This window comes from Sphingomonas sp. NFX23 (assembly GCF_049887795.1).
Lineage (GTDB): Bacteria > Pseudomonadota > Alphaproteobacteria > Sphingomonadales > Sphingomonadaceae > Sphingomonas.
Map to the genome: position 1 here is coordinate 134,545 of NZ_JAGEKH010000002.1, position 17,000 is coordinate 151,544.

The following is a 17,000-nucleotide window of genomic DNA, read 5'->3' on the forward strand; positions in this document are numbered from 1 at the left end:
ACCGGCTCGGGGCGTTTATCGGTGCGCCATGACGCATCCATTCTACGCGATCCATAGTCACGGGCTGATCCGGGTCGCCTCCGCTACGCCGCGCGCCTCGGTAGGGGATACCGGCGCCAATGCCGAGGCTACGATCGCCTTGGCACGCGAGGCAGATGCGAAGGGCGTCGACCTCGTCGTGTTCCCGGAGCTGAACCTCACCTCCTACGCGATCGACGATCTGCATCTCCAGACCGCGCAGCAACGCGCGACGCTGACCGCGATCGCGACGGTGGTCGAGGCGAGTGTTACCTTGCGGCCGGCGCTGCTGGTCGGCGCAGCGCTGGTGCGGAACGGGCGGCTGTATAACTGCGCGCTGGCGATCGCGCGCGGGCGCGTGCTCGGCGTGGTCCCGAAGACGTTCCTGCCGAATTACCGCGAGTTCTACGAGAAGCGGTGGTTCGCGAGTGGCGTGGGAATGACCGGACTGACGATCGACCTAAACGGTGAGGGCGTGCCGTTCGGGACCGACCTGATCTTCGCCGCGCGCGATCTGCCCGGCTTCGTGTTCCATGCCGAGATTTGCGAGGATTACTGGGCCCCTACCCCGCCCTCGACCGCGGGCGCGCTCGCGGGCGCGCTGATCTGCTGCAACCTGTCGGCGTCGAACATCGTCATCGGCAAGGCGCGCGATCGGGCGATGCTGGCGGCGGCGCAATCGGCCCGAGCGGTCTGCGCCTATGTCTATTCCGCCGCGGGGCCGGGTGAAAGCACTACAGAGGTTGCCTGGGACGGCCAGGGACTGGTTCACGAACTTGGCGAACAGATCGCGGAGTCGGCGCGGTTCTCGACCGAGCCCGAACTGGTCGTCGCCGACGTCGACTGCGAACGGATCACGCAGGAACGCCTACGGACCGGCACGTTCAACGATGCGGCCATGTTCGCCGGTAATCCCGAGACACGCTTCCGACGGATCGCGTTCGATCACGCGCCGGTAGTTGAGGACACTGGCCTCGAACGCGCCATTCGCCGCTTCCCGTTCGTGCCGAATGATCCGGCGCGGCGCGACGACGATTGCTACGAAGCGTTCAACATCCAGGTAGAGGCGCTGTCGAAGCGCCTCGTCTCAGCACACGCCGAGACGGTCGTGATCGGCGTATCCGGCGGGCTCGACTCGACCCACGCGCTGATCGTGGCGGCGAAGGCGATGGACCGCCTCGGCCGCCCCCGCAGCGCGATCCTCGGCTTCACGATGCCCGGCTTCGCAACTGGCGAAGGCACCAAGGCGAACGCGTGGGCGCTCATGCGCGCGCTCGGCATCACCGCCGAAGAGATCGACATCCGCCCCGCCGCCACGCGCATGCTGGAGGACATCGGCCACCCGTTCAGCGAAGGCGAGCCCGTCTACGACATCACCTTCGAGAACGTGCAGGCGGGTCTGCGCACCGACTATCTCTTCCGCCTCGCCAACCAGCGGCGCGGGATCGTACTTGGCACCGGCGATCTCAGCGAGATGGCACTCGGCTGGTGCACCTACGGGGTCGGCGACCAGATGAGCCACTATGCCGTGAACAGCGGCGTGCCGAAGACGCTGATCCAGTTCCTGATCCGCTGGTGCATCCGCACCGATCAGTATGATGCGGCGACCGACGCGATCCTCTCGACGATCCTGGCGCAAGAGATTTCGCCCGAGCTCGTTCCGGCGGGCGCGGATGGCGCGTTGCAGAGCACCGAGTCGATGATCGGGCCCTATGCGCTGAACGATTTCTTCGCGCATTACGTGATCCGTTATGGTCTCGCGCCATCGAAGATCGCCTTTCTCGCCTGGCACGCATGGCGCGATGCGAGCGTCGGCGCGTGGCCGGAGGACCTGCCGGCGGACGCGCACGTCGCCTACGACCTGCCGACGATCCGCCATTGGCTGGAGAAATTCCTCTTCCGCTTCTTCACGACCAGCCAGTTCAAGCGGTCGGCGATGCCCAACGGGCCGAAGGTCTCGGCAGGCGGCGCGCTATCGCCGCGTGGCGACTGGCGTGCGCCGTCGGATGGAACTGCCGAGATCTGGCTCGAGGAATTGCGGTCAAGCGTTCCGTAAGGTCAGCCGCGCCGCCTTGCATAAATCGCCCATCCGGCGCATTATGAAAATCCTATGACAGTGGCTCCACCGGATGGATCGCGCGATCGCCGGATCGAGATCCCATCTAATCTTTGGCTGATTCACCCGGCAGGCCGTGCGCTTTTGCCGATCGCGTTGTCGCGTGGAATCTCGGCCAATTCGGTGTCGGTGGCGGGGCTTTGCCTCGGCGGAGCAGCGGCGCTCGCCTACACGCAATGGGGAAACTGGGCGCTCGCGCTGGTCGGCCTGGTGCTGTCGATGGGATGGCTGATCGCCGACGGACTCGACGGCATGGTCGCCCGCGCGACCAAGACTGCGAGCCCACTCGGTCGCATGCTCGACGGATTGTGCGATCACGGCGTCTTCGCGCTGATCTACATCTCGCTCGCGCTGACGATCGACACGCCCGAGGCCTGGGTCCTCGCAGTCGCGGCTGGTGGCGCGCATGCCGTTCAGTCGAACATGTACGAAGGCGAGCGCTCGCGCTTCCATCGCCGGATCAAAGGCGTGGCGCTCGAAGCGCTCCCCGTTCCGACCGGCAACGCGCTCGTCCGCTTCTATGATGGCGTCGCGAGCAGCATCGACCGGATTGCCATGCCGTTCGAACGCACGCTCGGTCAGTCCGCGGATCCGGTCGCGCTCGGGGCCCTGTACGGTGCCCGCGCCGTCGCACCGTTGCGCTTCATGGCCTTGCTTACCGCGAATGTCCGGGTATGGGCGATCTTCGTCGCCTGCTTCGCGGGCAACCCACGCATCTTCTGGTGGTTCGAAATCGTCCCTTTGACGCTCGTGGCCATCGTCGGGCTCGTCTGGCACCGTCGTGTCGAGCGGGCTTTCGTTCGTAATACTTCCGCAACGCGACCAAAGACCGCGTCGCGCATGCATCTTTCGTAAGGAACAGGGTCAGTAATGAATAGCATTCGGATCGCCGTGGTCGGCATCGGCAACTGCGCGAGCTCGCTCGTCCAGGGCCTCGAGCATTATCGCGAGGGGGCAAACGACCAGGTTGGCCTGATGCATTTCGACATGGGTGGCTACAAGCCGAGCGACATCAAGGTCGTCGCGGCCTGGGACGTCGATCGCCGCAAGGTCGGCAAGGACGTCGCCGAGGCGATCTTCGCCAAGCCGAACTGCACCGCTGTGTTCGCACCCAATGTCGGCAACACCGGCACGATCGTGAAGATGGGCAAGAAGCTGGACGGCGTCGCGGACCACATGGCCGACTTCAAGGACGACCGTACGTTCCTGGTCTCCGACGCCGCCGAGCCGACGCGTGAAGAGGTCATCGCCGAGCTGAAGGCATCGGGCGCCGATGTGCTGATGAACTACCTGCCGGTCGGTTCGCAGGAAGCGACCGAATTCTACGCCGAATGCGCGATTGAAGCAGGCGTTGCGTTCGTCAACAACATCCCCGTGTTCATCGCATCGAACCCGGTCTGGGCGAAGAAGTTCGAAGACGCAGGCGTCGCGATCATCGGCGACGACATCAAGGCACAGCTCGGCGCGACGATCGTCCACCGCGTGCTGACCGACCTGTTCGCCAAGCGCGGCGTGAAGCTGGATCGCACCTACCAGCTCAACACCGGCGGCAACACCGACTTCCTTAACATGTCGAACCATCGCCGGCTCGAGTCGAAGAAGATCTCGAAGACCGAAGCCGTCCAGTCGGTTGCGGCCGAGCGGATGGACGACGACAACGTCCATATCGGCCCGTCGGACTATGTGCCCTGGCAGAACGACAACAAGGTCTGCTTCCTGCGCATGGAAGGCCAGCTGTTCGGCGGCGTGCCGATGAACATCGAGCTGCGTCTCTCGGTCGAGGACAGTCCCAACTCGGCGGGTGTCGCGATCGACATGATCCGCTGCGCCAAGATCGCCAAGGATCGCGGCATCGCCGGCGTGATCGACCCTGCATCGGCCTATTTCTGCAAGCACCCGCGCACGCAGATGACCGACGATCTCGCGCAGATCGAAGTCGAGCGGTTCATCAAGGCCGCCTGACATGATCGATACGCCCCGGATTCAAACGGCGATCATCCTCGCCGCCGGGGAAGGCAGCCGCCTCCGCACCTCCGCCCCGTACAAGCCGCTCTGCGCGGTCGCGGGGCGGCCGTTGATCGCTCACGCGCTCGAAGGACTGGCCGAGGCCGGCTTTGCGCGCGCGATCGTGACGGTGAGTTACGGGCGTGAGGCGATCGAGGCGTATCTCGCGAGCCGGCGTTGGCCGTTGAAGGTCGAGACGGTTCTCGCCGATCACCGCGAACCGAACGGCGTTTCGGTACTGGCGGCGCGCGATGCGCTGGCGGGCAGCGACGCGATCCTCGCGATGTGCGATCACCTCGTCAGCCCCGAACTCTACGCCCGCATGGCGAAAGCCGGCGCTGGCGGTGGTCTGCGCCTCGGCATCGACCGGCGCCTCGGCCACGATTGGGTCGATCCCGAGGACGTCACCTGCGTCGCCACCGAAGGCGACCGCATCGTCGCGATCGGCAAGGGCCTCGAACCACACGACTGCTACGACACCGGCGTCTTCGCGATCGGCCCTGCGCTGTCGGACGCGCTGGTCACGCTCGTGAGCCCCTCGCTCACCGAAGGCGTCCGCCTGCTTGCCGCGCAAGGCTTGGCCCGGATCGTGGACTGCAGCGACATCGACTGGATCGACGTTGACGACGCCCCCGCCCTGGCAAAGGCCGAAGCGTGGATGGCGACCAAGGCAGATGCCGTCGCGGCGTAAGCCACCGTTCTCCTGCGAACGCAGGAGCCCAGGGTCACGATCGTCACGCTTCATTACCCTGGACTCCTGCGTTCGCAGGAGAACGATAAACCCCGTCATCCTGACGAAAGTCAGGATCCAGTGTTACGAGTGGAGCTCTCTGGGCTCTGGGTCCTGACTTTCGTCAGGATGACGGAGTATCGTTAGGACGCCGAGGCTTCCTCGACCCGAGGATCAGGCACGTCCAGCGTCGCGCATGTCCCCAGCTCAGCATTCTCGATCGTCACCGTCCCGCGCAACTGCCGCGCGAGGCTGCCGATCATCCGCATTCCGAGGCTTTTCCGCGATGCCGTCTTCAAGTCGAAGTCGGCCGGCAACCCATCGCCCTCGTCGGACACGGTCAACACGATCCGCCCGTCCGCACTGCGCACCGTGACCAGGATCACGCCGCCGTCGTCGCCATACGCGTACTTGATCGCGTTGGTGACCAGTTCGGTGACCAGCAACCCCATCGGGATCGCCACGTCCGCGCTGATAAGGATCGCCTCGATATCGCAGTCGATCCGGTGGGTGAGCGATTGCTCGCCCAGCCCCGTCGCGATCCCGCAGACCAGATCGTTGAGCGCGACGATGCCGACCTGATCGCCACGCCAGAGCTGGTCGTGCGTCTGTGCGATCGCAGTGATCCGCGCCTGCGCATCGCCCAGCAGCCGCCGGATCCGCGGATCGTCGTCCTCCTGCATCTGGAGGTTGAGCATCGCCGACACCAGAGCCAGGCTGTTCTTCACCCGGTGGCTAGCCTCCCGCGTGAGAAGCTCCTGATGCTCCATCGCCTCGCTCAGCCGCTGCTCCGCCTGCTGCCGCTCGATCGCCACGCCTATGAGGTTCGCAAACCCCTGCATGAACGCGAAGTCGGCGGGCTCGAACTTGCCCTCGTCGGGGCTGTCGACCTCGAGCACGCCGAAGCGCTTGCCCGAGGTCTCGACCAGCACATTGATCGCGCGGCGGATATTGTGCTGCGCCATGAACTCCGGCGTCCGGAAGCGCTGTTCGTTCTCAAGGTGGTTCGAGATCACCGGCAGCCCGGTCTCCAGCGCGAACCCCGCCGGCGAGCCGAGGTCGGTACGCATTTCGGTCGATCCGACCACCCCCGGCGCCCAGCCGATCCCGGCGCGGACCAACAAGGTGTTCTGTTCGGGACGGTATTCGAGGAACTTGCAGTATTTCGACCGCATCCCCTCGCCGCACAACTCGGTCGCGCGCTGCAACATCGGCTGCAGATCCCGCGCCCGCAGCGCCTCGATCCCGAAGTCGGCCAGGATCGACTGCTGGCGAAGACGATATTCGAGTTCGCCTGCGCCAGGGGGCCGATCGCCGCCGGGAGATTGTTCGATAACCGTCATACTCACTCGATGTTACTGGCAATAAGTCTCGTCACGCCTGCCGCATCCAGCAGGCTCAATCGCCCACCCTGGAATCGCGGATCATGCGTGACTTCCGCGATTGCCCATTCGGGGCTGACGATCGACGTCAAAGTGGCCGCGTCGTCCTGCTCGATCTCGGCGCGTTCGAGCCCGGCGAGCGCTCCTTCGAACAGGTCGATGCCGAAATCAGCACCCACCCGATACCGGCGTTTCCTCAACGATCGTGCCGGCAGTTTCGCCAGCAGGTCATACTCGTCCCGATCAAGATACGTCGTGACCGTCGGCCTGCTCAGCACGTCGGCAACGTCGTGTTTCTTGCCGATCTTCAGGACCACACGCCCCGAGCCGCTATCGGTCATGGCGCGCAGCCTTAGCCGCGTGCCCTCAATGTACCGGTCCTCGATCAGGATATACGGCGCGTCGGCCAGATCGGGCCGACGCGCCGGATCGACGGGAAACCGGCGCTCGCGCTCTACCTGCGCGTATTTGTGAGCGACCAGTTCCTCGTCGAGCCCCCGCAACATCGGGTCAGCGCGTCAGCTTCTTATAGGACAGCGCGGTAGGACGATCCGCCGCATCGCCCAGACGGCGGCGCTTGTCCTCTTCGTAGGATTCGAAATTGCCCTCGAACCATTCGACATGGCTGTTGCCCTCGAACGCCAGGATGTGCGTGGCGAGACGATCCAGGAAGAAGCGGTCGTGGCTGATCACCACCGCGCACCCGGCGAAGTTCTCGATCGCTTCCTCGAGCGCGCCCAAGGTCTCGACATCGAGATCGTTGGTGGGCTCGTCGAGCAGCAGCACGTTGCCGCCGCGCTTCAACATCTTGGCGATGTTGACGCGGTTGCGCTCGCCGCCCGACAGCTTGCCGACGTTCTTCTGCTGGTCCTGGCCCTTGAAGTTGAACGCCCCGACATAGGCGCGCGTCGACTGGTCGAACCCGTTCACCTTCATCGAATCGAGACCGTCGGAAATCTCCTCCCAGACGTTCTTCTTGTCGTCGAGATGGTCGCGGCTCTGGTCGACATAGCCGAGCCGCACGGTCGAACCCTTGTCGATCGTGCCGCTGTCCGGCGTCTCCTGCCCAGTGATCAGCTTGAACAGCGTCGACTTGCCGGCGCCGTTGGGACCGATGACACCAACGATACCGCCCGCGGGCAGCGTGAACGAGAGGTTCTCGAACAGCAGCTTGTCGCCGTAAGCCTTGGAGACGTTGTCGAGCTCGATGACCTTGCCGCCGAGACGCTCGGGCACCTGGATGACAATCTGCGCCTTGCCCGGCGAGCGGTTCTCCTGTGCGGAGACGAGGCGTTCGAAGTTGGCGATACGCGCCTTGGACTTGGTCTGGCGCGCCTTGGCACCCTGACGAATCCATTCGAGCTCGTTCTTGATCGCGGTCTGACGACCGGATTCCTCGCGATCCTCCTGCTCAAGGCGCTTGGCCTTCTTCTCGAGATAGGTCGAGTAATTGCCCTCGTACGGGAAATACTTGCCACGATCGAGTTCGAGCACCCAGCCGACGACGTTGTCGAGGAAATAGCGGTCATGGGTGATCATCAGCACCGCGCCCGCATAATCCTTCAGATGGTTCTCCAGCCACTGGACGCTTTCCGCGTCGAGATGGTTGGTGGGCTCGTCCAGCAACAGGATACCCGGCTTCTGGATCAGCAGGCGGGTCAGCGCGACGCGGCGCTTCTCACCACCCGACAGCTTGTCGACCGGCCAGTCGCCCGGCGGGCAACGCAGCGCCTCCATCGCGACCTCGAGCTGGTTGTCGAGCGTCCAGCCGTCGATCGCGTCGATCTGCTCCTGAAGCGTCCCCATCTCCTCGAGCAGCGCGTCGAAGTCGGTGTCGTCCTGGGGATCGCCCATCTCGGCGGAGATTGCGTTGAAGCGATCGACCATGTCCGCGACACCGCGCGCGCCGTCCTTGACGTTCTCCAGCACGGTCTTGGTGGCGTCGAGCTGCGGCTCCTGCTCCAGATAGCCGACGGTAACGTTCTCGCCCGGCCAGGCTTCGCCGGTATAGTCCTTGTCGATGCCGGCCATGATCTTGATCAGCGTCGACTTGCCCGCGCCGTTGGGGCCGACGATGCCGATCTTGGCGCCATGATAGAATTGCAGATTGATGTTCGACAGCACCGGCTTGGGCGCGCCGGGGAAGGTCTTCGTCATGTCCTTCATGACATAGGCGTATTGGCCGGCCACGGGGGTCTCCGTTCGGGTGTTCGTGAGGGAGGGATTGATCTGCGCATGTAAGGGCAGCCGCGAAGGTTGGCAACGCGCGAGCTGGGACCTAACGAAGGAGGCCGACACCAAGGGGAATTGCTGATGACGCGTATCGCACCATTTCTGGCGGCCTGTGCCGCAATCACCGCCGTTCCTCTTGCGGCGCAGCGTACCGCCGCCCCGGCAACCGCGGTCGACGCGAGGGTTGCAGCACTTCGTGACAAGGCGCTGACCGACGATACGGCGTACAAGATCGTCGAGGGCATCACGACCGAGGTCGGCCCGCGGATGACCGGCACCGAGGCGGCACCGCGGGCGCGCGCCTGGTCGGTCGCCAAGCTGAAGGCGCTCGGGTTCAAGAACGTGCGGATCGAGCCATACCAGCTGCCGGTCTGGTCGCGCGGCACGGAGAGTGGTGAGCTGGTCGCGCCCTATGCGCAGAAGCTGCATCTGGTCGGCCTCGGCAATTCGGGCGCGACGCCGCCGGGCGGGCTGACCCTGCCGATCGTGTATTTCCCGACGTACAACGACCTCGCGCTCGCCGCCGACGGTAGCCTGAAGGGCAAGATCGCCTTCGTGTCGAACGCGATGCAGCCGACCCAAGACGGGTCGAGCTATGGATCGCAGGGCACCGCGCGCTTCGTCGGACCGAACGTCGCCGCCAAGAAGGGCGCGGCGGCGATCGTGATCCGGTCGATCGGTACCGATCACGGCCGCGGGCCGCACGCGGGCAACACCAATTTCGATGCGGGCGTGACGCCGATCCCCGCGGCCGCGCTGTCGGTCGCGGACGCCGAGCATGTCGAGCGGCTGGTGAAGCTCGGCAAGCCGGTGACGCTGAAACTGGTGCTCGAAGACAAGCAGGTCGGCATGCGCGAATCGGGCAACGTCGTCGCCGAAGTCCCCGGCACCGACCCCAAGGCCGGGATCGTGCTGGTCGGTGGCCATCTCGACAGCTGGGACCTCGGCACCGGCGCGATCGATGACGGCGCGGGCATCGCGATCACCGCGGCGGCCGCCAAGATCGTCATGGACGGCGGCCAGCGCCCACGCCGCACCATCCGCGTCGTCTGGTTCGGCGACGAGGAGAGCGGCGGCTTCGGCGGAGCCGCCTACGCCAAGGCGCACGCCGGCGAACGCCATGCGACTGCCGCCGAATCGGATTTCGGTGCCGATCGCGTCTGGCGGTTCGAGAGCAGCCTGCCCGACGCTGCCAAGCCGATCGAGGATCGCCTGGCGGTCGCGCTCGCCCCGCTCGGGATCGTTCGCGGCGCCGATGCCCCGCATGGCGGCACCGATGTCGGCCCGGTGATCGCCACGGGGGTCGCGGGAATCGACCTCAACCAGTCGGGCCTGCGCTACTTCGACTACCACCATACGCCCGAGGACACGCTGGATCTGATAGACCCCGAACAGCTCCGCCAGAACGTCGCGGCTTGGACCACGGTGATCGCGACAGTGGCCAATGCGCCCGAGGAAATCGGGTCAATTGTGCCCCAGAAGTGACGAATTGCATGAACCAATCTGTCATCGTTCTGCCGCAAACCTTGCGGACAGATGAATTTAGCGGATTGACCGCCCGCCGGGGGCCGCTATTTGACGTGACTTCGCGACGGCAATCGGGTCGGCCGCGAGTGAAACTATGCTTGGGAGCATTCGAATGAAGAAGATCGTTCTGATCGCTGCTGCCGCCGGCCTGATGTCCGTCGCAGCCTGCAGCAAGTCGCCAGAAGCCGCCGCAGTTGAGAACAACGCGGACATGCTGGCTGACAACATGGAAATGCAGGCTGACAACATGGACGCCATGGCGGACAACACCTCGAACGCAGTCGCTACCGACGTGCTCGAGAACGCTGCTGACAACATGAACGCAGCTGCCGACAACGTCCGTGACGCTGCCGACGAGAAGACCGACAACATGAACTAAGACCCTGTCGGGCTTTCGCGCTCGATAGAGTATTAGTGTCGGAAAGGGCGTTCCTTCGGGAGCGCCCTTTTTCTTTGCCGTTTTGCTTGTGCGCCCTTTTGCGGGCCGATCGCTTGCGCTAACGCAGGCGCCGGTGGGGCCTGTAGCTCAACGGTTAGAGCTGGCCGCTCATAACGGCTAGGTTGCGGGTTCGATTCCTGCCGGGCCCACCAACCTCTCGCCCTGTCATCGAGCCAAGCGCTTGAAAGCCGATGTCGGGTTCGAGCGCTTCACGACGTGCAGTGCATGACGACGTTGCCGAAACCGCAGAGCGCCGGTGTCCCGGTAAATCAGATTTCCGTCATCACTCCCTGATAGACAGGCTCTTCCATCGCGCGGCCCGCACCGATCGCGACGCAGGTCAGCGCGTTCTCGGCGACCGTGACGGGCAGCCCCGTCGCGTCCGACAACACTTCGTCGATCCGCGCGAGCAGCGATCCGCCGCCCGTCATGACGATGCCCTGATCACAGATATCGGCGGCCAGTTCGGGTTCGGTCTTTTCCAGCGCAGTCAGCACGGTTTCGACGATCTGGCCGATCAGATCCGCCAACGACGCCGCGATATCAGCCTGCGTCACCTCGATCTCGCGTGGCACCCCTGCACGCAAGTCGCGTCCCTTGACGCGCATGACCTCGCCGATTCCATCCTCCGGCATTCGCGCCATGCCGACCGCCAGCTTGACGCGTTCTGCGGTGGCTTCGCCGATCATCAGATTGTGCTTGCGACGAATCATCGAACTGATCGCCTCGTCCATCTTGTCGCCGCCGACCCGCGCCGACGTGCTGTAGGCAAGTCCTCGCAGCGACAGCACCGCCACTTCGGTCGTGCCACCGCCGATATCGACGACCATCGCCCCGACCGGTTCGGTCACCGGCAGTCCGGCACCGATCGCCGCCGCCATCGGCTCTTCGATCAGATATACCTTGCGCGCGCCGGCATTGGATGCCGCCTGGCGTATCGCGCGACGCTCGACCAGGGTCGCGCCGGACGGGATGCAGATCGCGATCTCGGGATGGCGTGGCAGTCGGCTGGGCCCGCCGTGCGCCTTTTCGATGAAGAACTTGATCATCTGCTCGGCGACGTCGAGATCGGCGATCACGCCGTCACGCATCGGCCGGATGGTCTCGATCCCGTCGGGCGTCTTGCCCATCATCAATTTCGCTTCGGCACCGACCGCGCGCACCTGCTGGACGCCATTGCGCGTTTCGATCGCCACCACCGACGGTTCGTTCAGGACGATGCCCTGACCGCGCAGGTAGACGACGGTGTTCACCGTTCCGAGATCGATCGCCATGTCGTTCGACGGGCGGCTGAACAGGCGAGGAAGACGCATGGGCTATGACAATCTGAAAGCGTGCGCCCGTTACCGTGGCCACTGTATGAAACCATACGCTGTCGGCGTAGTGCGATCCGCGTCAATCGCTCTGCGCCCGGACGGGCGAACCCAACGACGATCACGACGGTGTTCTCCGTACGGTGTCGTCGAATAGTGTCGCGAGGGCCGCGAACGGCGTACTGCGCCGGGCGAGACATGCCCCTCGCCGCCCGTGCCGATGAACGGATCGACCACGGGATATGCGTTACGTGCACCCGCCTGCCGTCATCCGATCGGCAGGTCGAACAGCAGTTCGCGGACGTAGCGCACTGGCGGCGAACCATGGGCGAGCAACGCGTCGTTGTAGCGCTTGAGATCGAACGCCGCGCCCTGCCGCTTCTTGGCCTCTTCCCGCAACGCCATGTGCTCCGAATAGCCGGTGAAATAGCTCAGCAGCTGAGTCGAACCCAGCGAGGCGCGGACCCATTTGCCCGCCGCCTCGCGCTCCTGCTGGAACGCGGTGTGCGTCATCAGCTGCATCGCCTGCTCGCGAGTCATGCCCTCGGTGTGGATACCGATGTCGAGCAGCGAGTTCGAGATCGAGCGCAGCCGCATCTTGAGCACCGTCAGCTTGAACAGCGGATCGCCATTCAGATAGCCCTCGTCCGCCATCATGCCCTCCGCATACACCGCCCAGCCCTCGACGAACGGCCCCGAGCCGAGCACCGCGCGCAACGTCGACTGAGTCGCGTTGGCGTGCGCGAGCTGGAGGTAATGCCCCGGCATCGCCTCGTGCACCGCGAGGTCGTGGATCATGTAGTCGTTATATTCACTCAGGAACGAGGTCGCCTGCGCCTCGGTCCAGTCGTCGGGGATCGGCGAGACGGCGAAGAACGTGCCGAGGTTCTTTTCCAGCGGGCCGGGGGAATCGCAGTAGGCAACCGCGACGCCCTGCTGGAACTTGGGCATGGTGATGATCTTCACCGGGCTGTCGGGCATGCCGACCAGCCCCTTGTCGCGGACAAAGGCGGTCGCCTGCGCCAGAGCCTTGGTCGAGGCGTCAATCATGCCGTCGCGTGCTGGGCGCTTGGCGTAGGTGAGTTCGAGTGCGAGCTGGATCGCGGCCTGTTGCTGCGCTTCGGACGGCTTGTCGGGAAGCAGCAGCGCGCCCTTCTTGGCGCCAAATATCTGGCGTGCGATCGCGTACATCTGCGCGCGCGTGTCGACGATCGCGGCCTGCGCGCGGCGCTTGATCTCGGCCCGGGTGAGGTCGGATTGCAGCGCGAAGCCGAGCTTCTTGTCGTAGAGCGCCGCGCCGAGGCGGAAGTCGCCCTTCGCACCGGGCACGAGCGTCTTGTCGAGCCAGACCTGATGCTCGGCAACCGCCGCCTTCAGTCTCGCGAGCGCGGCGTCGAACCGCTTGGCGTCCGCTGCGGACAATTCGCCCTTGTGTGGCGCGAGCATGCTTTCGGCGATGTCGACGATGCCGCTGTTCTGCTTGGCCACGGTCGTCGCGTAGATCGACGGTACGCGGGCCACCACGATGTTGGCGCGCGCCTGCGCCAGCAACGCGGGGAGCGCCGCCATCCGCGCGGTCGCCGCGTTCAGCCGCTGCGGCCACGGCGCGAAGTCCCGCGCGGCGAGCGAATAGAGCGAGCTGCCGGCGATGTCGTTATAGACCTGCGGATCCCACGCCCACCCGCCGAGCGTCTCGGTATCCCAGATGTCGTAGCGCAGCGCATTGTCGAGCAGCGCCGCATCGACCTGCTCCTCGCGCGACAGGGCTTTGCGGTCGATCCGCTGGAGATCGACGAGCATCGCCTTCGAGAACGCCTCACGCTTGGCACGCCCTGCGGCGGACATGTCGGTGACCTGTGCGTCGAAGCGGTGATCGCCGAGCGATGTCGCCGACGACGGATTGAGGCGGGCGAGGCCATCGACGTAGCGCTTCGAGAGCGACGCGAACGCCGAATTCTCGTTCGCTTGCGCGGCCAGTACGGGCGCAGGGATAGATGAAACCGGCAGCGCGAGCATCGCGGCGCTGAGCAACAGACGGAAATTACGCATCATGGATTCCTGACGATCAGCGCTGTGGCGCGAGTTGCGCGTTCAGATAGACGGTGACGAGCGCGGCGCGCTTGGCGTCCTCGATCTTGTCGGCGCCCGCCGCATGGCCGCCTTCCGGGTTCTCGTAATAAAAGAACGGATCGCCATACGCCTCCAGCCGCGCGGCGAATTTGCGCGCGTGGCCGGGGTGGACGCGGTCGTCTTCGGTCGAGGTGTAGATGAACGGCGTCGGGTATTGCACGCCGCGTTTCAGGTTCTGGTACGGCGAATATTTCGAGATGAACGCCCAGTCCGCAGGCTTGTCCGGGTCGCCATATTCGCCGATCCACGACGCGCCCGCCGACAGATGCGAATAGCGCTGCATGTCGAGCAGCGGCGATCCCATCACGATCGCGCCGTAAAGGTCGGGACGTTGCTCCATCGCGACGCCGACCAGCAGGCCACCGTTCGACCGGCCGGATACCGCGATCTTGCGCTTGGCACTGACCCCGGTCCGGACAAGATCGTCGCCGACCGCGTGGAGATCATCATACGCCTTTTGCCGGTTCTCGCGCAGCGGCATCTGGTGCCAGCGCGGCCCGTATTCGCCACCGCCACGGATGTTGGCGAGCACGAACGCGTTGCCCTCCTCGACCCAGAACAGCCCGGCCGGGCCCGAACGATAGGGCTGGTCAACGAGGTAGGTCGGCGTCTGCGCATTGCGGAACCCGCCGTACGCGTGGACCAGCGCGGGCACTGGCCCGGTCGTGCCTTTCTTCCGAACCAGGAAATACGGGATCTTCGTCCCGTCCTTCGACGTCGCGAACCGCTGTTCGACCTGCATCGTCGAGGCATCGAACCGCGCGGGCAGTGTGTCGACCGCCACCGGCTTCGCATTGGGGCGGACGGCATAAAGCGCGGGCGGGCTGAGGAAGCTTTCGACAACCGCGAACGCGACGTCGTCCTTGCCCGCGGTCGCATCGAGGTGGATCGTCGACGCGGTCGGCAGCGTCGCGACGCCTTGCGTCCAGATGCCATCCGCACCGCGCGTCAGCGACACGAGCCGGCCAGAGACGTCGTCGAGCATTTTCACCCACAGCACCGACTTGCTCGAATCGACCTGCTCCACCGCCTGCGTCGCGGTCGGTACCAGCACGCGCTCGATCGTCGGCGCGTGGCCTGCCAGCACGTCGGCAATCGAATACGCCACGACCGACCCGCTCGGAATCCCCTTCCAGTCGGACGCCAGTGTCGCGATCAACCGGCCATCGAGGACGGCGTTGATCTCGGCATCATCTGGCAACGGCGACGGCACCAGCCGGCCATTCTCGGCGATGTGACTACGCTTCGAATGGAAGAAATCGACGTTGCGCGACACTAGCGGATAGCGCCGGTCGCCATCGGTGAAGACGCTGGTTTCGATCCCGACATCGTCCGGCGTCGCGCTCGTCACGGTGGCCGCGGCCGAGAGCGGCGTGCCGCGCTGCCACCGCTTCACGGTCCGCGGATAGCCCGACTTTGTAAGGCTGCCAGCGCCGAAATTCGTCGCCACGTACAGCGCGTTCGGGCCCGCCCAGTTCAGCCCGGTCTTGAAGCTCGGCACGACGAAACCGTCCGCGACGAACTTGCCCGTGGGGATGTCGAACTCACGCTCCTCGACCGCATCGCCGCCGCCGTTCGACAGCGCGACCATGCAGCGATCGTAGGACGGCGAGCGGCAGGTCGCGCCCTTCCACACCCAGCTCTTGCCCTCCGCCTTGCCGAGCGCATCGACGTCGATCAGCGTCCGCCACACCGGCTTGCCGCTGGTGAACGAGGCCAGCGACGCGACCCGCCAAAGCCCGCGCACGTTCGTCTTGTCCTGCCACAGGTTCAGCACCTGATCGCCGAGGATCTGGTCGGGCGTCGCGATCTGGCGGTCCGCCTGCAACAGGTCGAGCGCGCGCTGGCGGTAGCGGGCATAGCCGGGCTTTGCTTCGAGCGCGGCCAGCGACTGCGTGTTCCACCGCTTGACCGTATCGAGCGCACGCGTGCCGTGGATGTCCTCGAGATACGCATTCGGATCGGCGGCGGGCGGCGGAGCCGACGTCTGGGCCAACGCAGTCGTGGAAAGGGCCAGCAAGGCCAGGAACGGCAGGCGTCTTTGCATCATCACTCTCTTATCGTTCAGTGATGCGACTTTAGGCAGCGCAGTTCGCTACGCCAGCCCCTCTCTTCAGATCATTCAGTCTCCAGCGCGAGGAGTGCGAACGTCGCCAGCCAATGCTCGCCCATGTAATCGTCCGCGAGATGCGGCAGCGCTTCGGCGAGGTGCGCATCGGCGATCGCGCGCGCGGCGGCAGGATCGGGCAGCGCGTCGGCTATCGTCCGCCAGCACCACGCGCGCGACAGGTTGACCCCGTCGAGATGCGCGAGCCGGCCGTCCGACCGGTCGCTGACGATCGCGGGGGAGCGCAGGCACGCCGTCACGGCACCGAACGGATCGGGCAGGAACCCCGCCAGCCACGGCGCGAACTCGGCCCCGAGCACGTCCTTCATCAACGCCGCCTCGCACAGCGTTGCCGACAGGAAATCCTCCCCGCTCGGCTCGAACGGCCGGCAGTCGCGGTCGTCCCCGTACCAGTCCCGCGTGCGCGCCTCGATCAGTGCGGCGAGCGACTCGTCATGCGTCCGCGCCCAGCGCAGCGCGTGGACGAGCGCGAACGCGGTGCAGTCATGCTTCCCGCTACGCACCGGGTAGATCAGTTTTGGCAGATACGCCGCGAACCGGGCTGCGAAAGCCCACGCTAACGGCTCGACCGCCGCCGCCCAAGGCCGATCGGGACGCAGCGCGAGTTCGTCATGCAGCGCCAGCAGCCACCCCCAGCCATAGGGCCGCTCGAACCCGCCCGTGCCCGGTCGGTCGAGATACGCCACCTCGCCCGCGATCAGCGCGGGCACCAGCATCCGGTCCGCCAGCGCTTCGACAGCGGCGGCCTCCGCCATGCCGGGAAAAAGTCGCGCGAGGCGCATCACCTGCCACCAGCCATGGACGCAGCTATGCCAGTCGAAACTGCCGTGAAACACCGGATGCAGCGTCTTCGGCAGCGCCAGGTCACCGGGCCCGTCGAGCACCTGGTCGAGCTTGTACGGCCATTCGCGGGTCAGATGCCCGAGCGTCAGCCCGGCAAATCGTGCCGCGGTCGCGTGGTCGAGCCGCTGTGTCATCGTG

13 protein-coding genes and 1 tRNA gene are annotated in these 17,000 nt (G+C 65.4%); 7 read left to right on the forward strand and 7 right to left on the reverse strand.

Features of this window, described 5'->3' with window-relative positions; translation table 11 throughout:
* Positions 1-28 precede the first annotated feature (28 nt).
* The 4 genes from J4O76_RS04465 to J4O76_RS04480 are packed head-to-tail and all read left to right on the forward strand — an operon-like array spanning position 29 to position 4,829.
* Complete coding sequence (locus tag J4O76_RS04465; protein WP_426280513.1) at positions 29-2,074, forward strand: NAD(+) synthase; 2,046 nt, start codon at positions 29-31, stop codon at positions 2,072-2,074.
* A 54-nt stretch (positions 2,075-2,128) separates the two neighbouring features.
* Positions 2,129-2,989 carry a CDP-alcohol phosphatidyltransferase family protein gene (locus J4O76_RS04470; protein ID WP_426280514.1) on the forward strand — a complete coding sequence of 287 codons (861 nt, stop codon included), beginning with the start codon at positions 2,129-2,131 and terminating at the stop codon, positions 2,987-2,989.
* A gap of 15 nt (positions 2,990-3,004) precedes the next feature.
* Complete coding sequence (locus J4O76_RS04475) at positions 3,005-4,096, forward strand: inositol-3-phosphate synthase (protein WP_056050788.1); 1,092 nt, start codon at positions 3,005-3,007, stop codon at positions 4,094-4,096.
* 1 nt (position 4,097) lies between these two features.
* Entirely contained in the window at positions 4,098-4,829 is a 732-nt protein-coding gene (locus J4O76_RS04480; protein WP_426280517.1) for an NTP transferase domain-containing protein, read from the forward strand.
* Positions 4,830-5,011: 182 nt separating this feature from the next.
* Here the strand turns inward: J4O76_RS04480 and J4O76_RS04485 are convergent, their stop codons facing one another.
* Genes J4O76_RS04485 through ettA form a run of 3 tightly spaced genes read right to left on the reverse strand, consistent with a single transcriptional unit; the run spans position 5,012 to position 8,440 of the window.
* Positions 5,012-6,211: a sensor histidine kinase gene (locus tag J4O76_RS04485; protein WP_426280519.1), complete on the reverse strand. Its 1,200-nt coding sequence runs from the start codon at positions 6,209-6,211 to the stop codon at positions 5,012-5,014.
* A 2-nt stretch (positions 6,212-6,213) separates the two neighbouring features.
* Positions 6,214-6,756 carry a hypothetical protein gene (locus J4O76_RS04490; RefSeq protein WP_426280521.1) on the reverse strand — a complete coding sequence of 181 codons (543 nt, stop codon included), beginning with the start codon at positions 6,754-6,756 and terminating at the stop codon, positions 6,214-6,216.
* 4 nt (positions 6,757-6,760) lie between these two features.
* A complete protein-coding gene (gene ettA / locus J4O76_RS04495) occupies positions 6,761-8,440 on the reverse strand; it encodes an energy-dependent translational throttle protein EttA (protein ID WP_426280522.1) in 1,680 nt (559 codons plus the stop codon).
* A 123-nt stretch (positions 8,441-8,563) separates the two neighbouring features.
* Between ettA and J4O76_RS04500 the strand changes: the two genes are divergently transcribed.
* The 3 genes from J4O76_RS04500 (at position 8,564) to J4O76_RS04510 (ending at position 10,600) form a co-directional block, all read left to right on the forward strand.
* Positions 8,564-9,967, forward strand: coding sequence for a M20/M25/M40 family metallo-hydrolase (locus tag J4O76_RS04500; RefSeq protein WP_426280523.1), 1,404 nt, complete (start codon positions 8,564-8,566; stop codon positions 9,965-9,967).
* Between the two features lie 154 nt (positions 9,968-10,121).
* Positions 10,122-10,388: a hypothetical protein gene (locus J4O76_RS04505; protein ID WP_031393308.1), complete on the forward strand. Its 267-nt coding sequence runs from the start codon at positions 10,122-10,124 to the stop codon at positions 10,386-10,388.
* A 136-nt stretch (positions 10,389-10,524) separates the two neighbouring features.
* A tRNA-Ile gene (locus J4O76_RS04510) sits at positions 10,525-10,600 on the forward strand.
* A 117-nt stretch (positions 10,601-10,717) separates the two neighbouring features.
* Here J4O76_RS04510 and J4O76_RS04515 read toward each other — a convergent pair.
* From J4O76_RS04515 to J4O76_RS04530, 4 genes are all read right to left on the reverse strand, one after another.
* Entirely contained in the window at positions 10,718-11,761 is a 1,044-nt protein-coding gene (locus tag J4O76_RS04515) for a rod shape-determining protein (protein ID WP_056490679.1), read from the reverse strand.
* 267 nt (positions 11,762-12,028) lie between these two features.
* Positions 12,029-13,813: a DUF885 domain-containing protein gene (locus J4O76_RS04520; RefSeq protein WP_426280524.1), complete on the reverse strand. Its 1,785-nt coding sequence runs from the start codon at positions 13,811-13,813 to the stop codon at positions 12,029-12,031.
* 13 nt (positions 13,814-13,826) lie between these two features.
* A complete protein-coding gene (locus tag J4O76_RS04525; protein WP_426280526.1) occupies positions 13,827-15,941 on the reverse strand; it encodes a prolyl oligopeptidase family serine peptidase in 2,115 nt (704 codons plus the stop codon).
* Between the two features lie 68 nt (positions 15,942-16,009).
* Positions 16,010-16,996, reverse strand: coding sequence for a DUF2891 domain-containing protein (locus J4O76_RS04530; RefSeq protein WP_426280527.1), 987 nt, complete (start codon positions 16,994-16,996; stop codon positions 16,010-16,012).
* Positions 16,997-17,000: the final 4 nt, after the last annotated feature.

Bases quoted from the DNA above. Each gene is read 5' to 3' on its own strand.
- J4O76_RS04500 (WP_426280523.1), top strand. From the start codon at position 8,564: ATGACGCGTATCGCACCATTTCTGGCGGCCTGTGCCGCAATCACCGCC.
- J4O76_RS04480 (WP_426280517.1), top strand. From the start codon at position 4,098: ATGATCGATACGCCCCGGATTCAAACGGCGATCATCCTCGCCGCCGGG.
- J4O76_RS04520 (WP_426280524.1), bottom strand. From the start codon at position 13,813: ATGATGCGTAATTTCCGTCTGTTGCTCAGCGCCGCGATGCTCGCGCTG.
- J4O76_RS04490 (WP_426280521.1), bottom strand. From the start codon at position 6,756: ATGTTGCGGGGGCTCGACGAGGAACTGGTCGCTCACAAATACGCGCAG.
- J4O76_RS04530 (WP_426280527.1), bottom strand. From the start codon at position 16,996: ATGACACAGCGGCTCGACCACGCGACCGCGGCACGATTTGCCGGGCTG.
- J4O76_RS04465 (WP_426280513.1), top strand. From the start codon at position 29: ATGACGCATCCATTCTACGCGATCCATAGTCACGGGCTGATCCGGGTC.
- J4O76_RS04485 (WP_426280519.1), bottom strand. From the start codon at position 6,211: ATGACGGTTATCGAACAATCTCCCGGCGGCGATCGGCCCCCTGGCGCA.
- J4O76_RS04515 (WP_056490679.1), bottom strand. From the start codon at position 11,761: ATGCGTCTTCCTCGCCTGTTCAGCCGCCCGTCGAACGACATGGCGATC.
- J4O76_RS04470 (WP_426280514.1), top strand. From the start codon at position 2,129: ATGACAGTGGCTCCACCGGATGGATCGCGCGATCGCCGGATCGAGATC.
- J4O76_RS04505 (WP_031393308.1), top strand. From the start codon at position 10,122: ATGAAGAAGATCGTTCTGATCGCTGCTGCCGCCGGCCTGATGTCCGTC.
- J4O76_RS04475 (WP_056050788.1), top strand. From the start codon at position 3,005: ATGAATAGCATTCGGATCGCCGTGGTCGGCATCGGCAACTGCGCGAGC.
- J4O76_RS04525 (WP_426280526.1), bottom strand. From the start codon at position 15,941: ATGATGCAAAGACGCCTGCCGTTCCTGGCCTTGCTGGCCCTTTCCACG.